The sequence below is a fragment of the Novisyntrophococcus fermenticellae genome, from assembly GCF_018866245.1.
In the GTDB taxonomy this organism is placed as follows: Bacteria; Bacillota; Clostridia; order Lachnospirales; family Lachnospiraceae; genus Novisyntrophococcus; species Novisyntrophococcus fermenticellae.
In genome coordinates this window covers 2537911-2560294 of record NZ_CP076458.1, presented here as the reverse complement: position 1 = coordinate 2560294, position 22384 = coordinate 2537911, and the positions used below count along the sequence as shown (strand labels likewise).

Annotated in this window: 15 protein-coding genes and 2 tRNA genes; 13 read left to right on the top strand and 4 right to left on the bottom strand. The window is 42.6% G+C overall.

Annotated elements, in window-relative coordinates:
- The first annotated feature begins 4 nt into the window (after positions 1-4).
- Positions 5-880, top strand: coding sequence for a carbohydrate ABC transporter permease (locus KNL20_RS11705; protein WP_230397922.1), 876 nt, complete (start codon positions 5-7; stop codon positions 878-880).
- 56 nt (positions 881-936) lie between these two features.
- Complete coding sequence (locus KNL20_RS11700) at positions 937-2616, top strand: type 2 periplasmic-binding domain-containing protein (RefSeq protein WP_230397921.1); 1680 nt, start codon at positions 937-939, stop codon at positions 2614-2616.
- 99 nt (positions 2617-2715) lie between these two features.
- Here the strand turns inward: KNL20_RS11700 and KNL20_RS11695 are convergent, their stop codons facing one another.
- Positions 2716-3615 (bottom strand): helix-turn-helix domain-containing protein, encoded by a 900-nt coding sequence (locus KNL20_RS11695; RefSeq protein ID WP_230397920.1) that lies wholly within the window; start codon positions 3613-3615, stop codon positions 2716-2718.
- A 156-nt stretch (positions 3616-3771) separates the two neighbouring features.
- Between KNL20_RS11695 and uxuA the strand changes: the two genes are divergently transcribed.
- The 5 genes from uxuA (at position 3772) to KNL20_RS11670 (ending at position 15221) form a co-directional block, all read left to right on the top strand.
- Positions 3772-4845, top strand: a complete 1074-nt coding sequence (gene uxuA, locus KNL20_RS11690) for a mannonate dehydratase (protein ID WP_230397919.1) — start codon at positions 3772-3774, stop codon at positions 4843-4845.
- A 2-nt stretch (positions 4846-4847) separates the two neighbouring features.
- Positions 4848-6461, top strand: coding sequence for a mannitol dehydrogenase family protein (locus tag KNL20_RS11685; RefSeq protein WP_230397918.1), 1614 nt, complete (start codon positions 4848-4850; stop codon positions 6459-6461).
- A 182-nt stretch (positions 6462-6643) separates the two neighbouring features.
- Positions 6644-6714: transfer RNA gene (locus tag KNL20_RS11680), tRNA-Gly, on the top strand.
- A 169-nt stretch (positions 6715-6883) separates the two neighbouring features.
- Positions 6884-8293: a ComEC/Rec2 family competence protein gene (locus KNL20_RS11675; RefSeq protein ID WP_230397917.1), complete on the top strand. Its 1410-nt coding sequence runs from the start codon at positions 6884-6886 to the stop codon at positions 8291-8293.
- A 352-nt stretch (positions 8294-8645) separates the two neighbouring features.
- Positions 8646-15221 carry a Spy0128 family protein gene (locus KNL20_RS11670; RefSeq protein ID WP_230397916.1) on the top strand — a complete coding sequence of 2192 codons (6576 nt, stop codon included), beginning with the start codon at positions 8646-8648 and terminating at the stop codon, positions 15219-15221.
- Positions 15222-15299: 78 nt separating this feature from the next.
- On the opposite strand, the gene KNL20_RS11665 is transcribed toward KNL20_RS11670, so the two are convergent.
- The 3 genes from KNL20_RS11665 to KNL20_RS11655 form a co-directional block, all read right to left on the bottom strand.
- Positions 15300-16718, bottom strand: coding sequence for a hypothetical protein (locus tag KNL20_RS11665; RefSeq protein ID WP_230397915.1), 1419 nt, complete (start codon positions 16716-16718; stop codon positions 15300-15302).
- A gap of 193 nt (positions 16719-16911) precedes the next feature.
- Complete coding sequence (locus KNL20_RS11660) at positions 16912-18258, bottom strand: APC family permease (protein ID WP_230397914.1); 1347 nt, start codon at positions 18256-18258, stop codon at positions 16912-16914.
- A gap of 80 nt (positions 18259-18338) precedes the next feature.
- A tRNA-Leu gene (locus KNL20_RS11655) sits at positions 18339-18421 on the bottom strand.
- 157 nt (positions 18422-18578) lie between these two features.
- Between KNL20_RS11655 and spoIIIAA the strand changes: the two genes are divergently transcribed.
- The 6 genes from spoIIIAA to KNL20_RS11625 are packed head-to-tail and all read left to right on the top strand — an operon-like array spanning position 18579 to position 22374.
- Positions 18579-19541 carry a stage III sporulation protein AA gene (gene spoIIIAA / locus KNL20_RS11650; RefSeq protein WP_329957466.1) on the top strand — a complete coding sequence of 321 codons (963 nt, stop codon included), beginning with the start codon at positions 18579-18581 and terminating at the stop codon, positions 19539-19541.
- Positions 19535-20053: a stage III sporulation protein AB gene (locus KNL20_RS11645; RefSeq protein ID WP_230397913.1), complete on the top strand. Its 519-nt coding sequence runs from the start codon at positions 19535-19537 to the stop codon at positions 20051-20053. The genes spoIIIAA and KNL20_RS11645 overlap by 7 nt, the downstream gene beginning before the upstream one ends.
- A gap of 19 nt (positions 20054-20072) precedes the next feature.
- The gene (gene spoIIIAC, locus KNL20_RS11640) at positions 20073-20267 is read left to right on the top strand and encodes a stage III sporulation protein AC (protein WP_230397912.1); all 195 of its coding nucleotides are present in this window, start codon (positions 20073-20075) and stop codon (positions 20265-20267) included.
- Positions 20268-20279: 12 nt separating this feature from the next.
- Positions 20280-20666 carry a SpoIIIAC/SpoIIIAD family protein gene (locus KNL20_RS11635; RefSeq protein WP_230397911.1) on the top strand — a complete coding sequence of 129 codons (387 nt, stop codon included), beginning with the start codon at positions 20280-20282 and terminating at the stop codon, positions 20664-20666.
- Between the two features lie 17 nt (positions 20667-20683).
- Positions 20684-21829 carry a stage III sporulation protein AE gene (locus KNL20_RS11630; protein WP_230397910.1) on the top strand — a complete coding sequence of 382 codons (1146 nt, stop codon included), beginning with the start codon at positions 20684-20686 and terminating at the stop codon, positions 21827-21829.
- Positions 21826-22374, top strand: a complete 549-nt coding sequence (locus KNL20_RS11625; protein WP_230397909.1) for a stage III sporulation protein AF — start codon at positions 21826-21828, stop codon at positions 22372-22374. Before KNL20_RS11630 ends, KNL20_RS11625 begins: the two co-directional genes overlap by 4 nt.
- Positions 22375-22384 lie beyond the last annotated feature (10 nt).

The following is a 22384-nucleotide window of genomic DNA, read 5'->3' as shown; positions in this document are numbered from 1 at the left end:
AAGTATGAATATTAAACAATCAAAAGGCTATCAGGTATTCCGGATTTTCAACACAGTTATTATGATATTCGTCATTTTCGTTACACTGTATCCGTTTATATATCTGGTTGCACAGTCTTTCAGTAATGATGCAGCAGTAGGCGCAGGAAAGGTCACATTCTTCCCAATTGATTTTACGCTGGAGACTTATAAATACATATTGACCAAGGATGATTCCTTCTTCCGCTTCTATGGGAATACGATACTTTATTCCGTAGTGGGCACCTTTATCTCGGTTGCAGGCACGGCTTTACTGGCATATCCGCTTTCAAAGCCGAAGCTGAGACTGAATAAATTCTTTACTCCTTTTGTGGTATTTACGATGTATTTTACCGGAGGAATGATTCCAAACTATATATTGATTACCCAGTGGCTGGGTATGGGGGATACCATCTGGGCAATCATACTTCCGGGTGCTATCAGTACCTTTAACCTTTTGCTGATGAAATCCTTTTTTACCGGACTCCCTGATGAACTTGAGGAGGCAGCGTCAATCGATGGAATGGGTGTATATGGAATATTTGCCAGGATTATACTTCCGCTTTCAAAGCCGATACTGGCGACCATGACATTGTTTTATCTGGTTGGCATGTGGAACGAATGGTTCGGACCATTCCTGTATCTGAATACCAGAGACAAGTGGCCGATTGCCCTTTGGGTAAGACAGCTTGTAGAGGGAGCCAATAACGTGGATGTCAGCTCCACGGCAGAAGCCAGCAGCGTGCAGGCTACATTAAAATCCGCAACTATGGTACTGACCTCTCTTCCGATCATGTGCGTCTATCCGTTTGTCCAGAAATATTTTGTGCAGGGGATGACAATTGGTGCAGTAAAAGGATAGCGGAGGCAGACCAGAGTGATAGATATTAAAAATTTAAAGAAAGAGGAGGAAAGGAAATGAAGAGAAAAATTGCAGCACTTACGCTTTCCCTGGTTATGGCAGGCTCCCTTGCCGCATGTGGAGGTTCTGATTCAAAATCCGGAAGTGAGCCGGCTTTGTCTTCTTCAGAGGCAGAGAAGGACCTGGATTATGAATATGGAGAAGATACCACCTTCCATTCTGAGGAACCGGTAACCTATTCCATGATGTTTTCCGATCATGAAAATTATCCTTTAAAAAAGGATTGGAGACTTTGGAGCTATATTAAGGAAAAGGCCAATGTCGATTTCGATCTGACTACAGTAGCCAGAACTGACTACAATGATAAGGTAACAGCAGCCGTAAACAGCGGAAGTGCACCCTATATCATACCGAAAATCTATGATTCAAAAGCCTTCGAAGACAGCGGACAGGTTGTGGCAGTCAGTGACTGGGTACAGTATATGCCAAACTTCCAGAAACAGGTAAAAGAGTGGGGCATGGAGGATGAACTAAAACAGACTTATGCTTCGGATGGTAAGTATTACCGTCTTCCGGGTATGTGGGAGGATGTGGCAGGCGGCTACTCCTTTATTATCCGCAAGGATGTATTTGAAGCAGCAGGTGTTGATTTAAATAAAGAAGCCACCTGGACCTGGGAGGATTTCTATGACGCCTTGAAAAAGGTTCAGGATTACACGGGCAGGGAAAATGTGTGGTCTGATCAGTATCAGTTCGGCTGTGCGATGAATATTGCAGCCAATGTTTATGGCGTAAAGGCCGGTAATTCCACCGACGGCGGTGACTGGGGACTGCAGGATGGAATGAAGTTTGATTTTGATAAGGACGAATTCTACTTTGCAGACACAACAGAGGACTACAAAGACTTCCTTTCTTACTTTAACAAATTATACAGCGAAGGAATTATAGATCCCGAGACGTTTACACAGGACAGCCAGCAGGCTCAGGCAAAATTTTTCCGCGGGGATTCCTATGTGCTCTCCGCAAACTATCAGCTGCTGTCTGATATCATTTCCGGTAATAAGATGCAGGTAGAGAATGCAGACCTGTACTTCCTGACAACTCCTTCAGGACCGAAGGGAAATCTGAAGGTTTCGAGTGCAGTAGGACGTCTTGAGAATGGGATTATGATCAGCAAGAGTGCTCTTGAAGACCTGGGAGAGAAGGACTTCATTAAAATGCTTCGCTTTATTGACTGGCTCTGGTATTCGGATGAAGGTCATGAACTGTCTCAGTGGGGTGTCGAGGGTGAGACCTATACAAAAGATGCAGACGGGAATATTACCCTGAACTCTGACATCTATTACAATGGATTTAATCCAGGCGCTGCTAAACAGTTGAACGTGGACTATGGCTTTGGCGGCGGGGTCTTTGCCTACGGCGGCAAAAAGCAGATACAGCTTTCCAAATTTACCGAGGGTGAAAAGGAGTGGAATGAAAGAATCAATGCCAATAAAGAGAATCAGAAGCTTCAGCCTCCGGTGCTTTCCGATGAAGAGCAGAAAGAGGAACTGAATCTGATCAAGGTACCGCTTATGGACTATGTAAATATATCAGCGCTGGAATTTATAACCGGAAAGAAAAGCCTTGATACAGACTGGGATGCCTATGTAAAAGAGTGCGAATCCAAAGGAAGCACTAAATATGCAGAGAAAGTAAATGAGATATATAAAGACACAAAGGATCTTCTTAAGTAATCGGGAGTACGAAGTGCGTAGCAATCTGCGGATATCATAGGGGCAAAAGGTCATGCGTTTCATGCCTGCATGGAAAAGCATGACCTTTTGGTGCCTGATTTATGGCAGGTCCGTATCCTTTTCATAAAAGGCTTTAAACTCCCGGGGAGAAATACCATAGATGGCCTTGAAATTCCGGAAGAAGGAGGAATAATCGGAGAATCCGCAGCGCTGATACAGGCTGCCCAGGGGTTCGCCCTCCCAGATTAACTCACAGGCCTTTATGATTCTCTTATGATTGATGAAGTCATGTACGGTCATCCCTGTCAGTTCCTTGAAGATACGGACAAAATGGTATTTGCTTAAGTGCGCCTGTTCCGCCAGCATGTCCAGCGTTATAGGCTGTTCAATGTGCCCGTTGATATAATCTGTCAGCGTCCGGATCATAGGATTGTTGGAGGTGTTTTCTGTGGCAAATGAAAATTCCGGATGGCGGCACAGTTGGTTTAAAGAGACAAAAAACAGGGTGAGATAAGCATTTTCCAACAGACGCAGTTCCCCGCCGGAGGTTTTATCATCGCTCTCCAGATAGAGAAGCTTCGTAAGGTATTTATTCAGATGCTCCCGGTGATGCGCAGGAAAATGCCAGGCTGGGGTTTTATTCTGGGTAAAGCAGTAAGCAAGATCCACATCCGGGCCTGCAAGCTGCTCCAGGTAACTTTTTGATATCCACATCAGAAGCCTGCGGCAGTTGTCATGCTGCTTTTCCACGTATTGGTAATGGTGGAACTGGTTTCTGTTAATCAGAATAAAATCACCGGGCTTCAGACGGTAGGTGATATTGTTCAGCAGTATCGCATATTCCCCCTGGGTAATATGCATGATTTCATAGAAATTATGAAAGTGCATTTCCATGGCACCGCTGGGGACACCTGACTTTTCATATATTTCAAAGTTTTCTCTTAACATATATTGGCGCGCATCATCTGCCGCCATAGTTGTAACTCGCTTTTTAGCCATATGATCGTTTCCTTGGTTTCAATTATAGTTCCCAACCTAGAATACAGCAATTTTTGCAATAAATCAAGCAAAAAATGATATTAAAATGCAAAAATAATCGTGTATACTAATTAGTAACGATAGATAACAATGTATATCAAAAGGGAGGAATAAATTATGCAGATGACAATGCGCTGGTATGGCAGTAAATATGATACGGTAACGCTGGAACAGATCCGCCAGATTCCCGGTGTCACCGGAATCATCACAACCTTGTATGAAAAGATGCCTGGTGAACGATGGACCTATGATGAAATTATGGATTTGAAAAAAGAAGTGGAGGATTCTGGTCTGTCGCTGGCCGGCATTGAGAGCGTGAATATTCATGATGCAATTAAGATTGGGACACCGGACAGGGAAGCGTATATTGAAACGTATATTGAAACACTGGAGAATCTGGGAAAAGCGGGCATTCATCTCGTATGTTACAACTTTATGCCTGTCTTTGACTGGACCCGTACCGAGTTGGCCAGAAAGCGTCCGGATAGTTCTACGGTACTTGCCTATACGCAGGAGGCTGTGGATAGAATCAAGCCGGAGGAGATGTTTGAATCTATCAAAGCGGATTCTAACGGTATTATGCTGCCCGGGTGGGAGCCGGAGCGTATGACAAAAATCAGAGAACTGTTTGAACTGTACAAGGATGTGGATGACGAAAAGCTTTTTGCCAATCTGAAGTATTTTCTGGAGCGTGTGATGCCTGTATGTGATACATATGACATTCATATGGCAATCCATCCGGATGACCCTGCCTGGAGCGTATTTGGACTGCCCCGTATCATCATAAACAAAACAAATATTCTGCGTCTGATGGATATGGTAGACAATCCGCATAACGGAGTGACCTTTTGCTCCGGCTCCTATGGAACCAATCTGCAGAATGATCTGCCGGATATGATCCGTTCACTGAAGGGAAGAATCCATTTTGCCCATGTGCGTAACCTGAAATTTAACTCAAAAAATGATTTCGAGGAAGCAGCACACCTTTCTTCCGACGGTTCTTTTGATATGTATGAGATTATGAAAGCTTTATACGAGATAGGATTCGAAGGTCCGATTCGTCCTGATCATGGAAGGATGATCTGGGGGGAGAAGGCTATGCCGGGGTATGGACTTTATGACCGTGCTTTGGGAGCCACATATCTTAATGGTTTATGGGAAGCAATCGACAAAAATGCAAGGAGGGGCTAAAGATGCGTCTGGATGATGAAGGATTGAAGAGCAGAGCATGGGAAGACGCCGGTTATCAGGTGCCCACATTTGACAGGGCGGCAGTGACGGAGAAGACGAAGGCAGAACCGAAGTGGCTGCATTTCGGAGCCGGAAATATTTTTCGTGCTTTCCAGGCCAATCTGGTACAGAAGCTTCTGAATCAGGGAATCTGTGATACAGGACTGGTAGTTGCGGAAGGTTTCGACTACGATATCATAAAGATGGTAAATATCCCCCATGACAATTTGAGCATTCTTGTAACCCTGAAGGCGGATCATACGCTGGAGAAGCACGTAATTGGCAGTATCGTGGAATCCATAACATTAGACAGTGAAAATGAGCCTGAGTTTCGCAGAATAAATGAAATCTTCGTGAAGCCTTCGCTTCAGATGGCGAGTTTTACGATTACCGAGAAAGGATATCAGCTTGTGGATGCCTCTGGAAACTATCAGTGCGCTGTTGACCTGGACATGAAGAACGGACCGGAAAGACCGGTCAGCTATATAGGCAAGATTACTTCTTTGCTCTATGCACGTTATCAGGCAGGAAAGCTGCCGATTGCCATGGTCAGCATGGACAACTGTTCCCATAATGGGGGGAAGCTGCAGGCCGCGGTTATGGAGTTTGCAGAGGCATGGACGAAGGCAGGCCTGACGGAACCCGGCTTTCCGGAATACCTGAAGGATGAAGGCTGTGTCAGCTTTCCGTGGACAATGATTGATAAAATCACCCCCCGTCCGGACCAGAGAGTAGAAACCATTCTGGAAGCAGATGGCATAGAAGATGTAAAGCCAATCATTACGGGTAAGAAAACCTATGTGGCACCATTTGTCAACGCCGAAGAGTGTGAGTATCTGGTTGTGGAAGATAAGTTTCCCGGCGGCCGCATGCCTCTGGAAAAGGCCGGCGTAATCTTTACTGACAGAGGAACCGTTGAAAAGGTAGAGCGTATGAAGGTGTGTACCTGCCTGAATCCGCTGCACACGGCACTTGCAGTCTATGGATGTCTGTTGGGATATCAATTAATTTCTGAGGAAATGAAGAATCCCGTCTTAAAAAAGCTGGTGGAAAGAATCGGATACCAGGAGGGGCTTCCGGTCGTTACGGATCCTGGTATTCTGAATCCCCGGAAATTTATTGACGAGGTTGTGAACTTAAGAATTCCGAATCCATTCATGCCGGACACTCCGCAGCGGATCGCTACGGACACTTCGCAGAAGCTGGCCATCCGTTTTGGAGAAACAATCAAGGCCTATCTGGAAGATGAAAAACTTGCAGTGGAAGATTTGAAGATGATTCCACTTGTATATGCCGGGTGGTTCCGCTATCTGATGGGAGTAGATGACAACGGAGAGGAGTTTGAACTAAGCCCGGACCCGATGCTTTCTTCCATCTGCCCCGCTCTGGCATCCCTCAGATTAGGCGAAGTAGGGGATGCAGAAAAGGTTTTGAAACCATTCATGCAAAATCCGGCACTATTCGGTGTGGATTTGTACGAGGCGGGCCTTGCAGAGCTGGTTCTGGGATACTATAAAGAACTTGCCGCCGGTACCGGTGCTGTGGCAGCAACACTGGAGAAATATGTAATGCAGTAAACTTAAGGTGAGCATGTCTTTGAGGGATGCTCACCTGTTTTTCCGGAGGAAGGGAAGGTTTATACCAAAGTATGCGAGGAAAGCTGCCGGTGGCAGGTTTTCTGTACGGATGTGGAAACTTCCTCCCCGGCATCAAAAAACTTCTTGCTATTTTTTAGCAAAGGCGATATAATAGAATGCATGCAGATATAGTTCATCGGTAGAACGCTAGCTTCCCAAGCTGGAGAGACGGGTTCGACCCCCGCTATCTGCTTTTTTAAGGTTTTCATAAATGATATAAGTCAGGGTATATCCTTTAAAAGAGGATGTACTCTGTTTTTGCGTAATATAAGGATAATATTTCAGCCGGTTTATTCGCCATTGTTTTCCAGCCATAAAAGGTGTATCATTTGGTTAGTATTTGTGAGGAGGGAAATTACAGAATGAAAAAAGGAATTAATATAACACGATGGGTTATGGGTATATTATTTATACTTGCCGGATTAACTGATTTTGGTAATGCCGAAGGAAGATTATCCGGATTTTTTATGCTGTTGTTTGGCATATCACTGCTGCCTGTGGTTACGGCGCAATTAAAAAGATTTCATTTAGATAAAAAGTTAAATCGTTTTATCACAATTGCTGTACCTGTATTACTGATTTCAATCAGTGCATATGCGGCGGCGCCGGCTGACAGTCAGCCGGCGGAAACTGCCCGGGAATCAGTTAAAGCGGATCAGGCGAATGCGAAGAAAACACCCCTGCCAACGCCAACTGTTACGGAGACGCCGACACCTGAACCGACACCGGAGTCCGAACAGATGTCGGTTCATTTCATAGATGTCGGACAGGCAGACAGTATTTTTATAGACACGCCATCTGCGGACATGCTCATTGATGCGGGAGAAAATGAAGATGGTGCGGCGGTTGTAGCCTATTTACAGCAGCAGGGTGTAACCAGACTTGATTATGTGATAGGCAGCCACCCACATGAAGACCATATCGGGGGTATGGATGACGTAATCCATAACTTTGAAATCGGTACGGTCATCCTGCCTGGAAAGACACACACATCACAGACTTACATGGATGTACTGCAGGCGATTCAGGATAAAGGGCTGGGTATCACGCAGGCAGTTACAGGGAATACATATGCTTTAGGAACAGCGGAATTTACAATTCTTGCACCCAATGCAGATGCCGACTATGGCGACGAACTGAATAACTGGTCGGTGGGTATCAGGCTCGTCAATGGGAAGAACAGTTTTGTATTTACCGGTGATGCTGAAGCACGGACGGAAAAGGATATTTTAAATACGGGTATTAATCTGAAAGCAGATGTATTCAAAGCCGGGCATCATGGCAGCGAAACATCCAATTCAGAAGCCTTGCTTGAAGCAATCAATCCGGACTATGCCGTTATAAGCTGTGGGAAAGGAAACCAATATGGGCATCCGGATCTCTCTGTTTTGGCGTTATTCCAGGCGCATGGGATACAGATATTCCGAATGGACGAACAGGGCACTGTTATTGCCGAAAGCGACGGGGCGGATATTATGTGGAGTACCGCACCAAGTACATCCATGACTCCCGGGGAAAAGCCTGTTGAAGCAGCGGCAGAAGCTGCTCCACAACCGGATGTTCAGCGTGTAGTGGAATCTACGCCTGAATCCACTCCTGAGCCGACAGAGCAGCCACAGCAGACGCAGGGAGAGATGGTCTGGATATCAGAGACCGGAAGTAAATATCACAGTATACCGGATTGTGGACGAATGAATCCGGACAATGCTTATCAAATGTCCCTGGCCGATGCAGAAGCACAGGGGTATGGACGCTGTAAGAAGTGTTGGTAGTGTAATGAAATCAAGGCAGTCATTCTGGCTTTATTTAAAGTGGAGTGGCTGCCTTTTTCTGATATTATCTATTTCATATTCTTAAATTTCCTACACATACGCTCTTGAATAAGTTGTTATTTTCAGCAGTTCCGAATGGAGTTTTTTAAGTGATTTGCAACTGTCAAAGACTTGTGTTTCTATTTTCTAAATAAAGAAAATTCAATGCCGTAAATTGCCTCTCATACAAAAACAATAACAATTACTTCTTTTAAAATTCAAGCAAAATTATTAGAATCAGTATAGTATTGAATAGAATATAGATTTCTTATATTTATTAAAAAATAATAATTTTGAGAAGGGAGATTTAGAAATGAAAAGAAAAATACGTTCATTTATTAGCTGGGTAATGACAGTATTAATGATTTTCAGCAGCATGCCTGCGAGCATTGCCTTTGCTGAAAATACGGGAACAGACAAAACATCTGCCCTCACGAATGTCAAGGCTGTTGTCAGCCAGAATGGGACGGAAATTGCCGATAATGGTTCAATATCCGCCAAAGACAATGTTTCAGCAGTGGTGTCATTTAAAATACCTATAGGAAACAATGAAGCTTCTCCGAATATCCAGGTAAAAAATGGGGATACTGCATCTTTTCATGTGGCTAAGGGATTTAATCTGGTTGGAGAAAAGAGTACAAACCTGTTTACAAAAGAAGGAAAAACAATCGGAAATATCCAGTTTACTAAAAATGACAGTTCAGGTGAGATTACCGCAAGTATAACATTTAACTGGGATGATAAGGCATTTGACCAGTCAAACGATGACATAGCTGCCGAGTTTCATCTGAATCTGGCATATAATACGGATGGTGAAAATGGGGTCTCCGGGGACCACAATGTATCAATTCTTAATAAGAATTATATTGTAAGTATGTCTGCACAAAAAACTGACGAAAGCAAAGCACAGAATTCTGAGTCTACAGTTAATACTGATGAAAAACAGTCAATAAAACGCAGTGTTTTTGCAGCGGGAAAAGATGTAACAAATTTGCTTGCATCTCTATTAACATCTGTAAAGCAGAACGGAAAAGAAATAGAAGATGATGGGGTAATCCTGGATGATCAGCCAGTAGAGCTTTCTGCTTCCTTTGATGTTCCTGTTCTGGGAGACGGAGGAGATGACGGAACATATATTGAGAAAGGGGATTACGCATTAATACCCTTAAGTAATTCGATCAAGGTTCCTGATTCATCAGAAGCAATTCCTCTGAAGACAGCGGATGGTGTTATTGTTGGACATGTAACCTTTATAGATGTTGATGGAGTGGTGACAGCGCGAGTTGACTTTGACGGAAACGATGAAGTCTTTAACGGCGAGAAGGCGGAGGTAAACGTTTCCTTTAAAGCAACCTTTGATTTGAAAGAAGAGGGCGGGACTTCTGGTTCAGGAGACAAGATTATTGAAATCTTCGACCGTGAATTCAATCTTGAGAAGCCAGTGATTGAAACAGAATATTTCATGAGTAAATCCGGTGAAGTAAATCTTGCTGATAAAACTGTGGAATGGACAGTAAAGGCTTCCGGGAAACAAGGAGCAAATTTTGTAGATATTGCTGGATATGAGCTAAAAGATAACTTAAAGGATGTCGGCGAATATGTACCAGGCTCATTTATTGTCAATGATACAAGCGTCGATGATCCTGATGTAACAGATAATAATTTAAGCTATACGTTTCCGGAGAATTCAAAAGGCGAACAGATTGTTAAATTCAAAACAACCATTTCGGATGAGAAATATTATGCAAGCGGTTCACAACGGATTGGAAACAAAGCTGAGCTTTATAATGAAGACAACTATGTTACTGAGGGTAATGGATCCATTTCATTCACACCACAGTGGATTGATAAAAAAGGAAAGAGTGATCAGGACGGCAGCAGTGGAGTCTATAATCCAAAGGATCGTACGATTACATGGACTATCACGGCTAATGATATGGAAGCTACATTAAAAAATCCAGTGCTGACAGATGTGCTACCAGAAGGATTGACACTGAAACAGGCAACAGTACAGTATTGGAATGAAAATGCCTGGAATGAGGCAATAGACATTCAACCAGACGAGAATGGCGTGTATGAAATCGGAAACACAACATCTGGAAGCGACCGAGTCCTGAATACGAAGGTTCTGCTGACAATTGTAACGAAAGTTCCAGATGAAGATTACACAGCAGGTGTGACAAACTATAAAAATAAAGCTTCTATTGCATGGGACAATCATGGAGAAATAGGCACTGGTAATGTCAACGTAGGAATTGGATACAATGCAATCAGTAAGAGCGGTCAAATTTCGGACAAAGATAATCAGACCATTCAATGGACAGTTAATGTTGATCCGAAAGGCCAGACCATACCGGATACTACTGTCTATGATTTATTGCTATATGGAAAGGAAGGCAGTTCTAAAGTAACAGATTTGTCTGTTGATAACATTAGTGCTGATGTCATCAAAGGTCTGACGCCCCAATTCAATCAGAGGTATAAAGATAGTTCTTTCTCAGGAGAAGGGCTTAATTTAGAAGTACTTCCTGTTATGAAAGACGGAGAACGTGTGGGTGACCTGCTAGTCGTTACCGGGTTTACAAGCGAGAAAGCTACTTTTGATTTTGAATCTGTTGTCACAAACCCGGATATTTTTGTATCAAATACATGGAAAGATGTTAAGAATACAGCTTCCCTTTATAGCAAAGATACGAAATTAAACAAAGCTGATGCAAAAGTTTCCTATCCAAGTTTTATGTTGAAGAAGGAAATGATTAAACGTGGTTATACAGATAATCCGGCTTCTGGAGTGAATGATGTTCTGGATGACTGGAATAATGATGGTTTTGATTATCAGGATAAATCAGCGATATTCCGTATCAGTGTAAATGCTGATGGTTTAAATCTGACGAATGCAAATGGGAATCCGTTGGGAACTGTAACGCTTACGGATACATTACCGGATGGTTGGGAACTGTCAGAAATTACTTCTGGAAATGATTACTTAATATTTGAAGGTGCTGCGAAAAATGACTGGGAAAGCAGTGTAATTGCTAAAAGCACAACACCTGTTACGGTTGATGGTTTGACCCACACCAAGACAGCAAACAGTATTTCCTTAACATTTGAAACATTGGATAAGCCTTATGTTGTTCTTATTAAGGCGAAACCAAATGCTGAAACTCTGGAAAAATATTTTGGGAAAAATAGTAATAATACGGTAACAAATACCGTAAAAATGACCTCGGAAAATTGGAGTACAGGAATTGAATCTAAGCGTAATGTTACAGTTAAAAGTTCATTATTATCTAAAGAGGCTGCACTAGTCGAAGCGGGTGTTGTGAACTGGACTGTAGACTATAAACCTTATGAACTTGATAATACATTCAGTAAAATCGAGGACACATTACCAACGGGGCTTGATCTGCGTACAGATGCGAATGGAAATCTGCTTCTGGATGGAAACATAAAGATTACAGAATTGAAGCTGAATGCGGATAGCAGCTATACAGAAGGAGATGAAGTTACACCTGTTATTGGGAAGAATGTTTCTTACGATAATGAAACAAGGATACTGACATTCAGCATTCCGGAAAATATTAAAGCTTATCGTTTCAGCTATCTGACCGATGTGACGGGTGAGCCGGGAATAGTAACCAATCATGTAAAACTTTATGGTGGTGATGAAGAAGGTGAAAACACCAATAGTTCATATCAAATCAGTAGTCAAGATGGTAATGCTACTATGAGAAAGAGTGGCTGGGTTGAGATTACCAAGATTGATGGAACTACGAAAGCTCCTCTTGCGGGGGTTGAATTCACAATCTTTGCGACAGATGGATCAACTGTGGTCAGAAAAGGAACCACGGGTACGGGAGGGAAACTGATACTCAGAGGTTTGCCTGCCGGAAGCTTTATAATTAGAGAAACATATGCTCCGGAAGGATATAATCTTGATAAGAGCGATCACACTCTTTTAGTTGAGAAGACGGATGATACAACGGTTGTATCTGTTGATGGAAAAACAGGAGATGATGCTAATCTTATTTTACTTGAGAATTATAAAGAAGGTGAATATGCACCGACATCTGTAGTACTGCAAGCACATAAAATTCTGGAAGGAAAAAAACTGGAAGATGGCTTGTTCACCTTCGAATTGAAAAATGAAGATGGAGAAATAATTCAGACAAAGAAAAATGACCTTGAAGGTAATGTTGTATTCGATGAAATAGAATACAATCAGCCGGGAGAATATCATTATACGATTCAGGAAGTTTCAGGGGACGAAGCCGGTATTATATATGATAAAAATATAATCAGTATAACAGTTAATGTTGAAGACAAAGAAGGATACGGAAGGCTTACTGCTACTCCGGAATATGATGGAGGCAGCCAGAACTTTACGAATACCTATCAGGCAGCACCGGGAAGCGTTTTATTAGAAGTGCAGAAGGTACTGGAAGGAAAAGAGTTAAAAGCCGGAGACTTTAGTTTCAATCTAAAAGATGAGAGCGGAAATATTCTCCAGACAAAGGCTAATGACGCTCAGGGAAAAGTTTACTTTGATTCGATTGCGTATACAGAAGCGGGAACCTATCAGTATACGATCGAAGAGGTGAAGGGAAATCTCGCAGGAGTCAGCTATGACAGCCATGTAATCAAAGTCACAGTAACTGTAAAAGACAAAGACGCACAGTTAGTGGCAGAGCCAGTATATGAAGGAAGTCAGACTTTTACAAATACTTATCAGGCAGCATCGGGAAGTATCGTATTAGAGGCGCAGAAGGTACTGGACGGGAAAGACCTAAATGCCGGGGACTTCAGTTTCAACTTAAAAGACGAAGCCGGGAATCTTCTTCAGACAAAGAAAAACGATGCTCAGGGAAAAGTTTATTTTGACCAAATAGAGTACACAGAAGTAGGAACTTATCAGTATACAATTGAAGAGGTAAAAGGAAATCTTGCAGGAGTCAGCTATGACAGCCATACAATCGAAGTTACAGTGACTGTAGAAGACAAAGATGCACAGTTAGTAGCAACACCGGTATATGAAGGAAGTCAGACTTTTACGAATACTTATAAACCGGCAGACGGAAACATTGTATTAGAGGCACAGAAAGTCTTGAATGGGAAGAATCTGCAAGCTGGAGATTTTAGATTTGAACTGAAAGGTGAAGAAGGAACAGTTGTTCAGACAAAGACTAATGATGCTCAGGGCAAGGTATATTTTGACCCGATTAATTACACAAAAGTGGGAACCTACAAGTATACAATCGAAGAAGTAAAAGGAAATCTTGCAGGAGTCAGCTATGACAGCCATGTAATCAAAGTCACGGTAACTGTAAAAGATAAAGACGCACAGTTAGTGGCAACACCGGTATATGAAGGAAGTCAGACCTTTACGAACACGTATAAACCGGCAGATGGAAACATCATATTAGAAGCACAAAAGGAACTGATTGGAAAAGAACTAAAAGCCGGAGATTTCAGTTTTACATTGAAAGACGAAGAGGGAACAGTTCTTCAGACAAAGATGAACGATGCCCAAGGTAAAGTTTATTTTGATTCGATTAAATACACAGAAGTTGGAACGTATAGGTATACAATTGAAGAAGTGGAAGGAAATCTTGCGGGAGTCAGCTATGACAGCCATGTAATCGATGTTACGGTAGCTGTAAATGATGAAGATGCACAGTTAGTGGCGACACCGGTATATGAAGGAAGTCAGACCTTTACAAATACTTATCAGGCAGCGCCTGGAAGTATTGTATTAGAGGCGCAGAAGATACTGGAGGGAAAAGATCTGAAAGCTGGAGACTTCAGCTTCGATTTGAAAGACGAAAGTGGAAATATACTCCAGACAAAGTCTAATGATGCCCAGGGCAGAATTTACTTTGATCCAATTGAGTACAGCGAAACAGGAATTTATAAATATACAATCGAAGAAGTAAAAGGAAATCTTGCGGGAGTCAGCTATGACAGCCACGTGATTAATGTCATGATTACCGTAGAAGATAAAGATGCACAACTTGTGGCAGAACCGGTATATGAAGGAAACCAGACCTTTACAAATAATTATAGGCCAGCAGTCGGAAGTGTTGTATTAGAAGCACAAAAAGTGCTGGAAGGCAAGAATCTGAAAGCTGGAGATTTTAAATTTGAATTGAAAGACGAGGATGGAAAAGTTCTTCAGACACTATCAAATGATGCTCAGGGCAAGATTTACTTTGATCCGGTTGAATATACAAAAGCTGGAATCTATAAATATACGATTGAAGAAGTACAGGGAAATCTTGCAGGAGTCACCTATGATAGTCATGTGATCAATGTCAAAGTAATTGTGACAGACAAAGACGCACAACTTGTGGCTGAACCGGTATATACGGGCAGTCAGACCTTTACGAACACTTATAAACCTGCGGATGGGAGTGTTGTATTGCAGGCAAATAAAGTTCTTAAAGGGAAGAAATTGAAGGCCGGAGATTTCAGCTTTGTCTTGAAAGATGAGAACGGAAATGTTCTTCAGATCAAACAAAACAATGCTCAGGGTAAAATCTATTTTGACCCGATCAAGTACAACGAAGCAGGAACATATGTATATACAATTGCAGAAGTGACTGGTAAGTTAGCACGAGTTGCCTATGATAGCCATGTAATTAATGTAAAAGTAAATGTGGAAGATAATGACGGGCAGCTTGTGGCATCAACAGAATACGAAGGAGACCAAAGTTTTACCAACATTTATAAACCAGAATCACCGAAATCCGGAACCTCTGGAAAAACAAATAAACTAGCAGCTTCACCAAAGACAGGAGATACAAGCACACCGCTTATGTATGGGGTAATCCTCTTGGCCAGTGCAGGTGCTATAGCGGAGGCACTCAGAATTAAGAGGAAAAGAAGATAAATCTATTGAAAGATAAGTGAGAAAAACCCCCTTGTGAATTCCAAATCAACATTGAGGAATTCACAAGGGGGTTTTTACTCAGGAAAGAACCAAAGATCTGGAGGACCGGCTCAACTCATCCAGATACGTGTCCCACAAATCGGGACTGAAGCTTAACAATTTCATATCATTTCCGATAAGCTCCTTTTTAAGAAGTTTACTGATGACAGATGTCCTGAAGTAATGCAGCTTTTCGGGTTCAAACTCGTCGTCCGTCAGGTAGACAATCGTAAATTCTTCAGAACATAGAATTACGGCATTCGGAAATTTCAAATTTAAGACTTTGATTTTATCCGAAGCCTCATCACACATCAGGGCATCGAACCGGTGAAGGTAATGGAGACGTTCTTCCGGGGGAAAATCAACAGCGCCCAAAAGCGGTACAACTGCTTTTCCTGTAGTGTAAAAATTTGTCATAGCATCTATAGTGACGGCAAATGTTGTTTCGGAAGTAAGCACATGATGATATAATTTATAAATATCATCTTTTGTACATGCATCTCCTTCCAACGAATCGAGTTCGTCTCTTTCGAGAAGATAGCCGATGGACATAAAATTATAGACCGTATCAAAAGGTGTTTGAATGAGTCTGTCTATATAAGCCGGATCATGCTTCAGGAGGCTGACCACACTATCCGGAGTATAACTGATTTTTGTCGGCTGTGCCTTCATCAGGGTATTGAGAAATATGGTCATATAGGTCTTCTGGCTAATTATGGTGAGAAGCGGAATAGCCTCAATCGGGTGATGAAAAAGCAGCAGGAAGCGCCCCTTTAGTAACAAAAAGGCTGTATCTATCGTCTGATTCAGCCTCCATAAGGTTAAATCGAAGTACTGCTGTGCATAGATAACAGTGGAAACTGGTTCAAGGTGACGAGTCTCTAAGGCTGATTCAAAGTCGGATTCACTGGAAAAGTAGTTAAAGGTGATACCTTTTTGCTTTAATGGAGAAACCAGTTTAATCCGGGGAAAGATTTCAGAATAAATCGAATCGTAAAGAGGAAGATTTCCATAGAGGGTTAATGGAAAACTATCGTCGTCCCTTACAGCATCTGAAAAAAGAACACAAAGCATATTCAAAACCTCTCTTTTTCCAAAGAGACTTTTCCCCTGATCATTTCCATCTATATTCAGATTATTTGCTACGGCGAAGTCTCTTTCCAATGCATAATCAATTGCACAGATTAAAAATATTTCAAGTTCACTCTTAAAATGAAAGTCATAAATTATCGGAAATATATCTTTAAACTTTAAATAGCATCCGGGACTAAATATTTTTTCAGTAAAATAGGCAGCAGCCTCGCTGCTGAAAATATTTTTTTCTCTTAGAAGAGGAAGTCTGTTTCCTGTCAAAATTTTGCTTAAACCGCTGGGTGTCATATTCATGCTAAGAGCAAAGTCAGTTTTTGAAACATTCGAAATATTAATAAGTTCCTCTAACAACATCCCAATTTTCATAGTTCATCTCCGATCCCTATCGTTGAATTCCAGAGTGTACTACAAAGCCGTTGGCAAGCGTTAAAGTGCACACTGGTGTATAGGTTTTATTATACACTATTTTTGTCCACTTACTTGACAAAAAAAGAAAAAAAGAATAAATTGTTTCTATTGTTTGGAAAAAATAACCAGAGGCCTTTTATACAATATTAAATCAACTTGATTTGGGCTTTATATATCGGTAAAATAAAATACCGCTTACAAAAATCAGGAAAGAAACAATCAGATATATGTTGGCATTTGACGCTGTAAGTCCTCCGTATAAGATAGTGGCAGCACCCAGAATTGCCAGGACCGGACAAAGGATACCGGTAAGCTTGTTCTTAATAAGCCCCTTCTTTGTTCGGATAATAATCCCTATATACAGTATCGTATAAAAGATATACATGATCACAATTGGAATAGAAGAGATATCAATCCCCATATCCTTTATGACCGGAACGTTTACAGACAGAAAATGTACAAACAACCAGAATCCGGAGAATGCAAGGCTAAGTAATGAAGAGATTACAGAAACCTTGTATTTGGGATGAATTTCAGCGATTTTTTCACTACAGGGGAGGTCTTTTCGCAAAGCCAGCGCATAGGGAACCCTTGTTCCGCCCAGGGCCAGTCCATTGGCAGTACCCAATACGGAGATAATCACCATCAGAAGCATAATCTTTTCACCGAGGCTTCCAAACAGGCTTCTGGCAGCCAGAGAAAAAGCAAGATCACCCATTTCCATTATTTTCTGAGGTCCGATCAGATAGGAAATCCCCAGAAAATAACTTACATAGACAATCAATATGATTATAGGACTGATAATCAGTGCAAGCGGAAGATTTCGCTTTGCATTCTTAATTTCATGACAGATAGAAGGTGCGATAGACCACCCGTCATAGGAGAATGCAACAGAAATAATTGCACCGCTGGAGGACATAACTGCAGGCAGGCCAAAGCCATCTCCGGAGGAGCTGGAAGGATTCCCAAAGATGATTCCAAGTACTGCAATCAAGAACAAGGGAATCAGCTTTATAAACATGGACGACGTTTGGAAATACCCGGAGATTCTGGCCGAGAAGATATTCATGCAATAGAGAAGCACGAGGTAAAGAATACTTATGATCCAGATACCATAGGCGCCAAATGTCAGCTGCGGAAACAGCGACAGCGTATAATTTGCACCAACAAAGGCAACAATAGCGGTCAATGCGGGATAGTATGCAATTGCCTGGAACCAACCCAGGATAAAGGCAAACGGATGCCCAAATGATTTTTCCGCATAGCTGATAAGACCACCTGCATCATCGGTGATCTTTGCCCATTCGGAAATGGTGATGCCTCCAAAGATGATTCCCAAAGCACCAATTACCAATACCAGGCACCCAACGGCCACATTCCCCTTTGTCTGAACAAGAATATCATCGGCTTTAAAAAATATACCGGATCCTATTACGATACCTACAATCATTGCGATGGCCATGAGCAGACCATATCTTCGCTCTTGTGTTTCTCCCATCTCCACACCTCATTTCCCTGACATTTCATAGATATTTCAAAGACAAAAGCAGCTATTGCAAACATGCAACAGCTGCTTTATGCCGGCGATGGGACTTGAACCCATACGTGGTTGCCCACAACAGATTTTGAGTCTGCCTCGTCTGCCATTCCGACACGCCGGCGTTCTTATTCACTTAACAAGCAAAAATAATAATATCATATCTAAATTTATTAAGCAAGCTTTTTTTGCTTTTTTTAGGTGGAATATTTGAAATCCGGGGTCATATACATGTTTTAAGAGGCAGAGGGGAGAGAAGGAAAGCGTAAGAGGTGTAAATATTGAGAAAAGCTGATATTATAAGGTTATTTGCCGGACCAATACGCAATATACTGGAGAAATTTGAGCAGGATTTTGACAGGGTCTATGAAATAAGGCTTCGGATTGGAGCACCGCTTCAGATTATATATGACGGGCGGGATTATTTTTTAAAAGCAAATGGGGGTGGGACATTTCTTCCAAGGAATGCTTACATAGTTACATCAGAGGATGTGTGTGAGACCATGGAATACATTGGTAATTATTCCCTTTACGCTTTTGAGGACGAGCTCAGGCAGGGCTTTCTGACGGTACAAGGCGGTCATAGAGTAGGTATTGCCGGGCAGGTGATCGTAGAAGACGGAAAAGTGAAAGGAGTGAGTCCTATAACCTGTGTAAATGTAAGGCTGTCTCATCAGATATTGGGATGTGGTGATACTTTATTTCCTTATTTATGGGATGAGGGGGAATTTTGCCATACATTGATTATCTCTGCGCCGCGCTGTGGGAAGACTACGCTGCTCCGTGATATTGTAAGGCAGCTTTCGGATGGAAATGAAAGATATCCGGGAATGACAGTTGGAGTGGTGGATGAGCGGTCCGAAATTGCAGGCTGCTATCAGGGAATTCCTCAAAACGATGTGGGTATACGAACGGATGTGCTGGATGGATGTCCGAAGGCAGAGGGGATGATGATGTTGATTCGATCCATGTCTCCACAGGTGGTGGCCGTGGATGAAATTGGAACAGCAGGAGATATAAAAGCACTGGAATCGGTACTTAACTGCGGATGTAAGATTCTGGCAACCATTCATGGAAATACAATTGATGATGTGAGAAAGAAACCGCTTTTGTCTTCTATGGTGAATGCCCACATCTTTGAGCGTTATGTATTATTATCGAACCGCATGAGGGCCGGTACGGTACAGGCTGTATATGATGGGAGGGGTACTTGTTTGTTTGAGAGGGAGAGATTTGCATGTTAAGGGGAATAGCAATCGGACTTATGGTAATTTGCTGTGGCTTGCTGGGATTCACAAAAAGTAAGGCAGAATCAGGCAGAATCAAAGAACTTAAAGCGCTGCGGAGGATGACTTCCCTTCTGTCAGGAGCTGTAAGCTATGGAGCAGTTCCATTGCCGTCCGCATTTATGTCGGTTGGAGCGAAGATGGAGCCTCCTTATCGGGACTTTCTGCAGCAGGTGTCCCAGGAACTTGGGAATCTGTCAGGAAAATCTTTTTCAGAGGTTTTTGCCCGAAATGTGGATACATGTCTGCTGGATACTTACCTGCGCAGAGAAGACCGGGAGAACTTAAAAAGGATGGGGGGAGACCTGGGATTTCTGGATAAGCAGATGCAGCTTCAGACACTGCAGGCCTATCAGGCGGAGCTGGATGAGAAGATTTCCGGATTAAAGGAAGGACTTCCGGCCAGGATGAAGCTATATCAAAGTCTTGGCATTATGGGGGGACTGTTTTTCGCCATACTTTTAGTATAAAAAGAAAGGGGATACGCAGGTGGAGGTCAGTATAATCTTTAAAATCGGTGCGGTGGGGATTCTGGTTTCTGTATTGGGACAGGTTTTAAAACATAGCGGACGTGAAGAACAGGCATTTCTCACCAGCCTGGCAGGGCTGATCTTAGTATTGTTCTGGCTGCTTCCCTATATATCCGATTTGTTCGAGACGATAAAGAAGTTATTCACATTGTAGGAGGTGTCAGCCATGGACGTGATGAAAATTGCGGTACTGGGAATTGCCGGTCTGATCTTGTGCCTGATGGTGAAAGAAGTACGCCCGGAATATGCGACCTATATATCCATGGGAACCGGGCTTTGTATCTTGCTTCTGGCTACGGGAAAGCTGCAGTATTTAATGGAAATGATACGTAAGATGGAGCAATATGTTCCGATTGATACAACCTACCTTTATACGTTGCTCAAAATGATTGGAATTACCTATGTGGGGCAGTTTTCAGCAGGACTGTGCAAGGATGCAGGATATTCTTCCATTGCCAGTCAGATTGAGATTTTCAGCAAACTGTCCATATTGGTACTCAGCATGCCGATATTGACGTCTTTAATGGATTCCATTCAAGGATTTCTTACATGAGAAGGGGAATACTATGTATGCTTTTGACATTGCTTATCTGCCTGGCAGCAGGGGGAAAGTCTGTCAGAGCGGAGGGGGATACAAAAGAAAATACAGAGGTTGAGGTAGAGGATTCTCTGCTGGACTCGATGGATCTGGATTCCGCCCAGAAGGCGGTGGACGAGCTTCTGGGTAATTCATCCATTTCATTAACAGATGCGATAAAGGAATTGACACAGGGGGAACACCCTTTTTCTTTTGAAAATATAAAGAAGATGGTACAGGCGCTTATAGAGGCTTCCTGGGGAACCCAGAAAACGATTTGGATCAATATACTGATCCTGGTGCTTGCGGCCGCATTGTTTTCCAGCTTCTCGGGGATCTTGGATAACGGACAGCTGGGGGAGATGAGTTTTTATCTGGTATATCTTCTGGTGTTTGCTCTGATGCTGAAAAATTTTACAGTCTTAAGCGCTGAACTGCGGGATACACTGGAGGGAATTGTTGCTTTTATGCAGGCTCTGACCCCTGCGTATTTCCTGGCCGTAGCTACTGCCACCGGTGCTTCTACAGCATCCATGTTCTATCAGATTGTGCTGCTTGTCATTCTTTTGGTGGAAAAGGTATTAATTAATCTGATTCTGCCAGGTATTCACGTATTCGTATTATTATCCTTTGTAAACCAGATCTCTAAAGAAGATTTGATGTCCAGGATGGCCGAACTGTTAAAAAATATTATCAGCTGGACGATGAATACGATGTTGGGCTTAATCGTTGGACTGCAGGTGACCAGAAGCCTGATTTCTCCTGCGCTGGATTCCCTGAAACGGACCGCAATCGGAAAAACGGCAGGAGCCATTCCGGGGGTGGGCAATGCTATCAATGCAGTAACAGAGATGGTAATCGGGTCGGCAGTGCTGATAAGAAACTGTCTGGGAGTGGCCGCTGTAGTAGTCTTGTTCCTATGTGCACTGAGGCCGGTGCTGCATATTGGAATAACAGGAATCACCTATCAGTTTCTGGCGGCTTTTGCCCAGCCGGTTTCGGATAAACGGATGGTGGGGGCACTTAATTCCATGGGGGAGGGGTGCGGCCTGCTGTTTAAAGTGTTGTTTACAACAGAGGTTTTGTTTTTGCTGACCATTGCAATTTTGGCGGGAACATTTGGGGGGGATTCTAGATGACGGAAGCAATTTACGATTGGATGCGGAATCTGGCCTTCTTTTTTCTGTTTATGACGGCCATCTTAAATTGTCTGCCGGACAATCAGTATAGAAAATATGTGCAGTATTTTCTGGGGCTGCTTTTGCTGCTTGTGCTTTTAAGGCCGCTTCTGAGTGTTCTCAATCTGGATGAGATCATAAATGAAAAACTGGATTTGGCAACCCTGGAATTGGAGTTGAAGAACAGCAAAGATTCTGCATTATCAGTAGAAGGAGTACAGGAGGGATTTTTGAACCGGGCATATGAAGAGGAACTGGAGTCTCAGATTAAAATGATGCTGGAGGGAAAAGAGATAGAGGTGCAGCAGGTGACGGTTTCCCTGACCCGGGGTGAGAGTCTGGCTGTGGACAGAATCTCGCTGGAGGTCAGTAATCCTGAACAGGCGATGTATCAGAGAGATGAAGCAAAAATTGTTCAGGATTTTCAAAATAAGCTGGATGGTGTGAAAACTGAATTATCACAGGTCTATCAGGTAGATGAATCTCATATAGATATTAGCAGGTAATGGGAGGGAC

What these genes read in the sequence shown, in the direction of transcription:
- KNL20_RS11705 (WP_230397922.1), top strand. Translation starts at nt 5, where the DNA reads ATGAATATTAAACAATCAAAAGGCTATCAGGTATTCCGGATTTTCAAC.
- KNL20_RS11700 (WP_230397921.1), top strand. Translation starts at nt 937, where the DNA reads ATGAAGAGAAAAATTGCAGCACTTACGCTTTCCCTGGTTATGGCAGGC.
- KNL20_RS11695 (WP_230397920.1), bottom strand. Translation starts at nt 3,615, where the DNA reads ATGGCTAAAAAGCGAGTTACAACTATGGCGGCAGATGATGCGCGCCAA.
- uxuA (WP_230397919.1), top strand. Translation starts at nt 3,772, where the DNA reads ATGCAGATGACAATGCGCTGGTATGGCAGTAAATATGATACGGTAACG.
- KNL20_RS11685 (WP_230397918.1), top strand. Translation starts at nt 4,848, where the DNA reads ATGCGTCTGGATGATGAAGGATTGAAGAGCAGAGCATGGGAAGACGCC.
- KNL20_RS11675 (WP_230397917.1), top strand. Translation starts at nt 6,884, where the DNA reads ATGAAAAAAGGAATTAATATAACACGATGGGTTATGGGTATATTATTT.
- KNL20_RS11670 (WP_230397916.1), top strand. Translation starts at nt 8,646, where the DNA reads ATGAAAAGAAAAATACGTTCATTTATTAGCTGGGTAATGACAGTATTA.
- KNL20_RS11665 (WP_230397915.1), bottom strand. Translation starts at nt 16,718, where the DNA reads ATGAAAATTGGGATGTTGTTAGAGGAACTTATTAATATTTCGAATGTT.
- KNL20_RS11660 (WP_230397914.1), bottom strand. Translation starts at nt 18,258, where the DNA reads ATGGGAGAAACACAAGAGCGAAGATATGGTCTGCTCATGGCCATCGCA.
- KNL20_RS11645 (WP_230397913.1), top strand. Translation starts at nt 19,535, where the DNA reads ATGTTAAGGGGAATAGCAATCGGACTTATGGTAATTTGCTGTGGCTTG.
- KNL20_RS11635 (WP_230397911.1), top strand. Translation starts at nt 20,280, where the DNA reads ATGGACGTGATGAAAATTGCGGTACTGGGAATTGCCGGTCTGATCTTG.
- KNL20_RS11630 (WP_230397910.1), top strand. Translation starts at nt 20,684, where the DNA reads ATGCTTTTGACATTGCTTATCTGCCTGGCAGCAGGGGGAAAGTCTGTC.
- KNL20_RS11625 (WP_230397909.1), top strand. Translation starts at nt 21,826, where the DNA reads ATGACGGAAGCAATTTACGATTGGATGCGGAATCTGGCCTTCTTTTTT.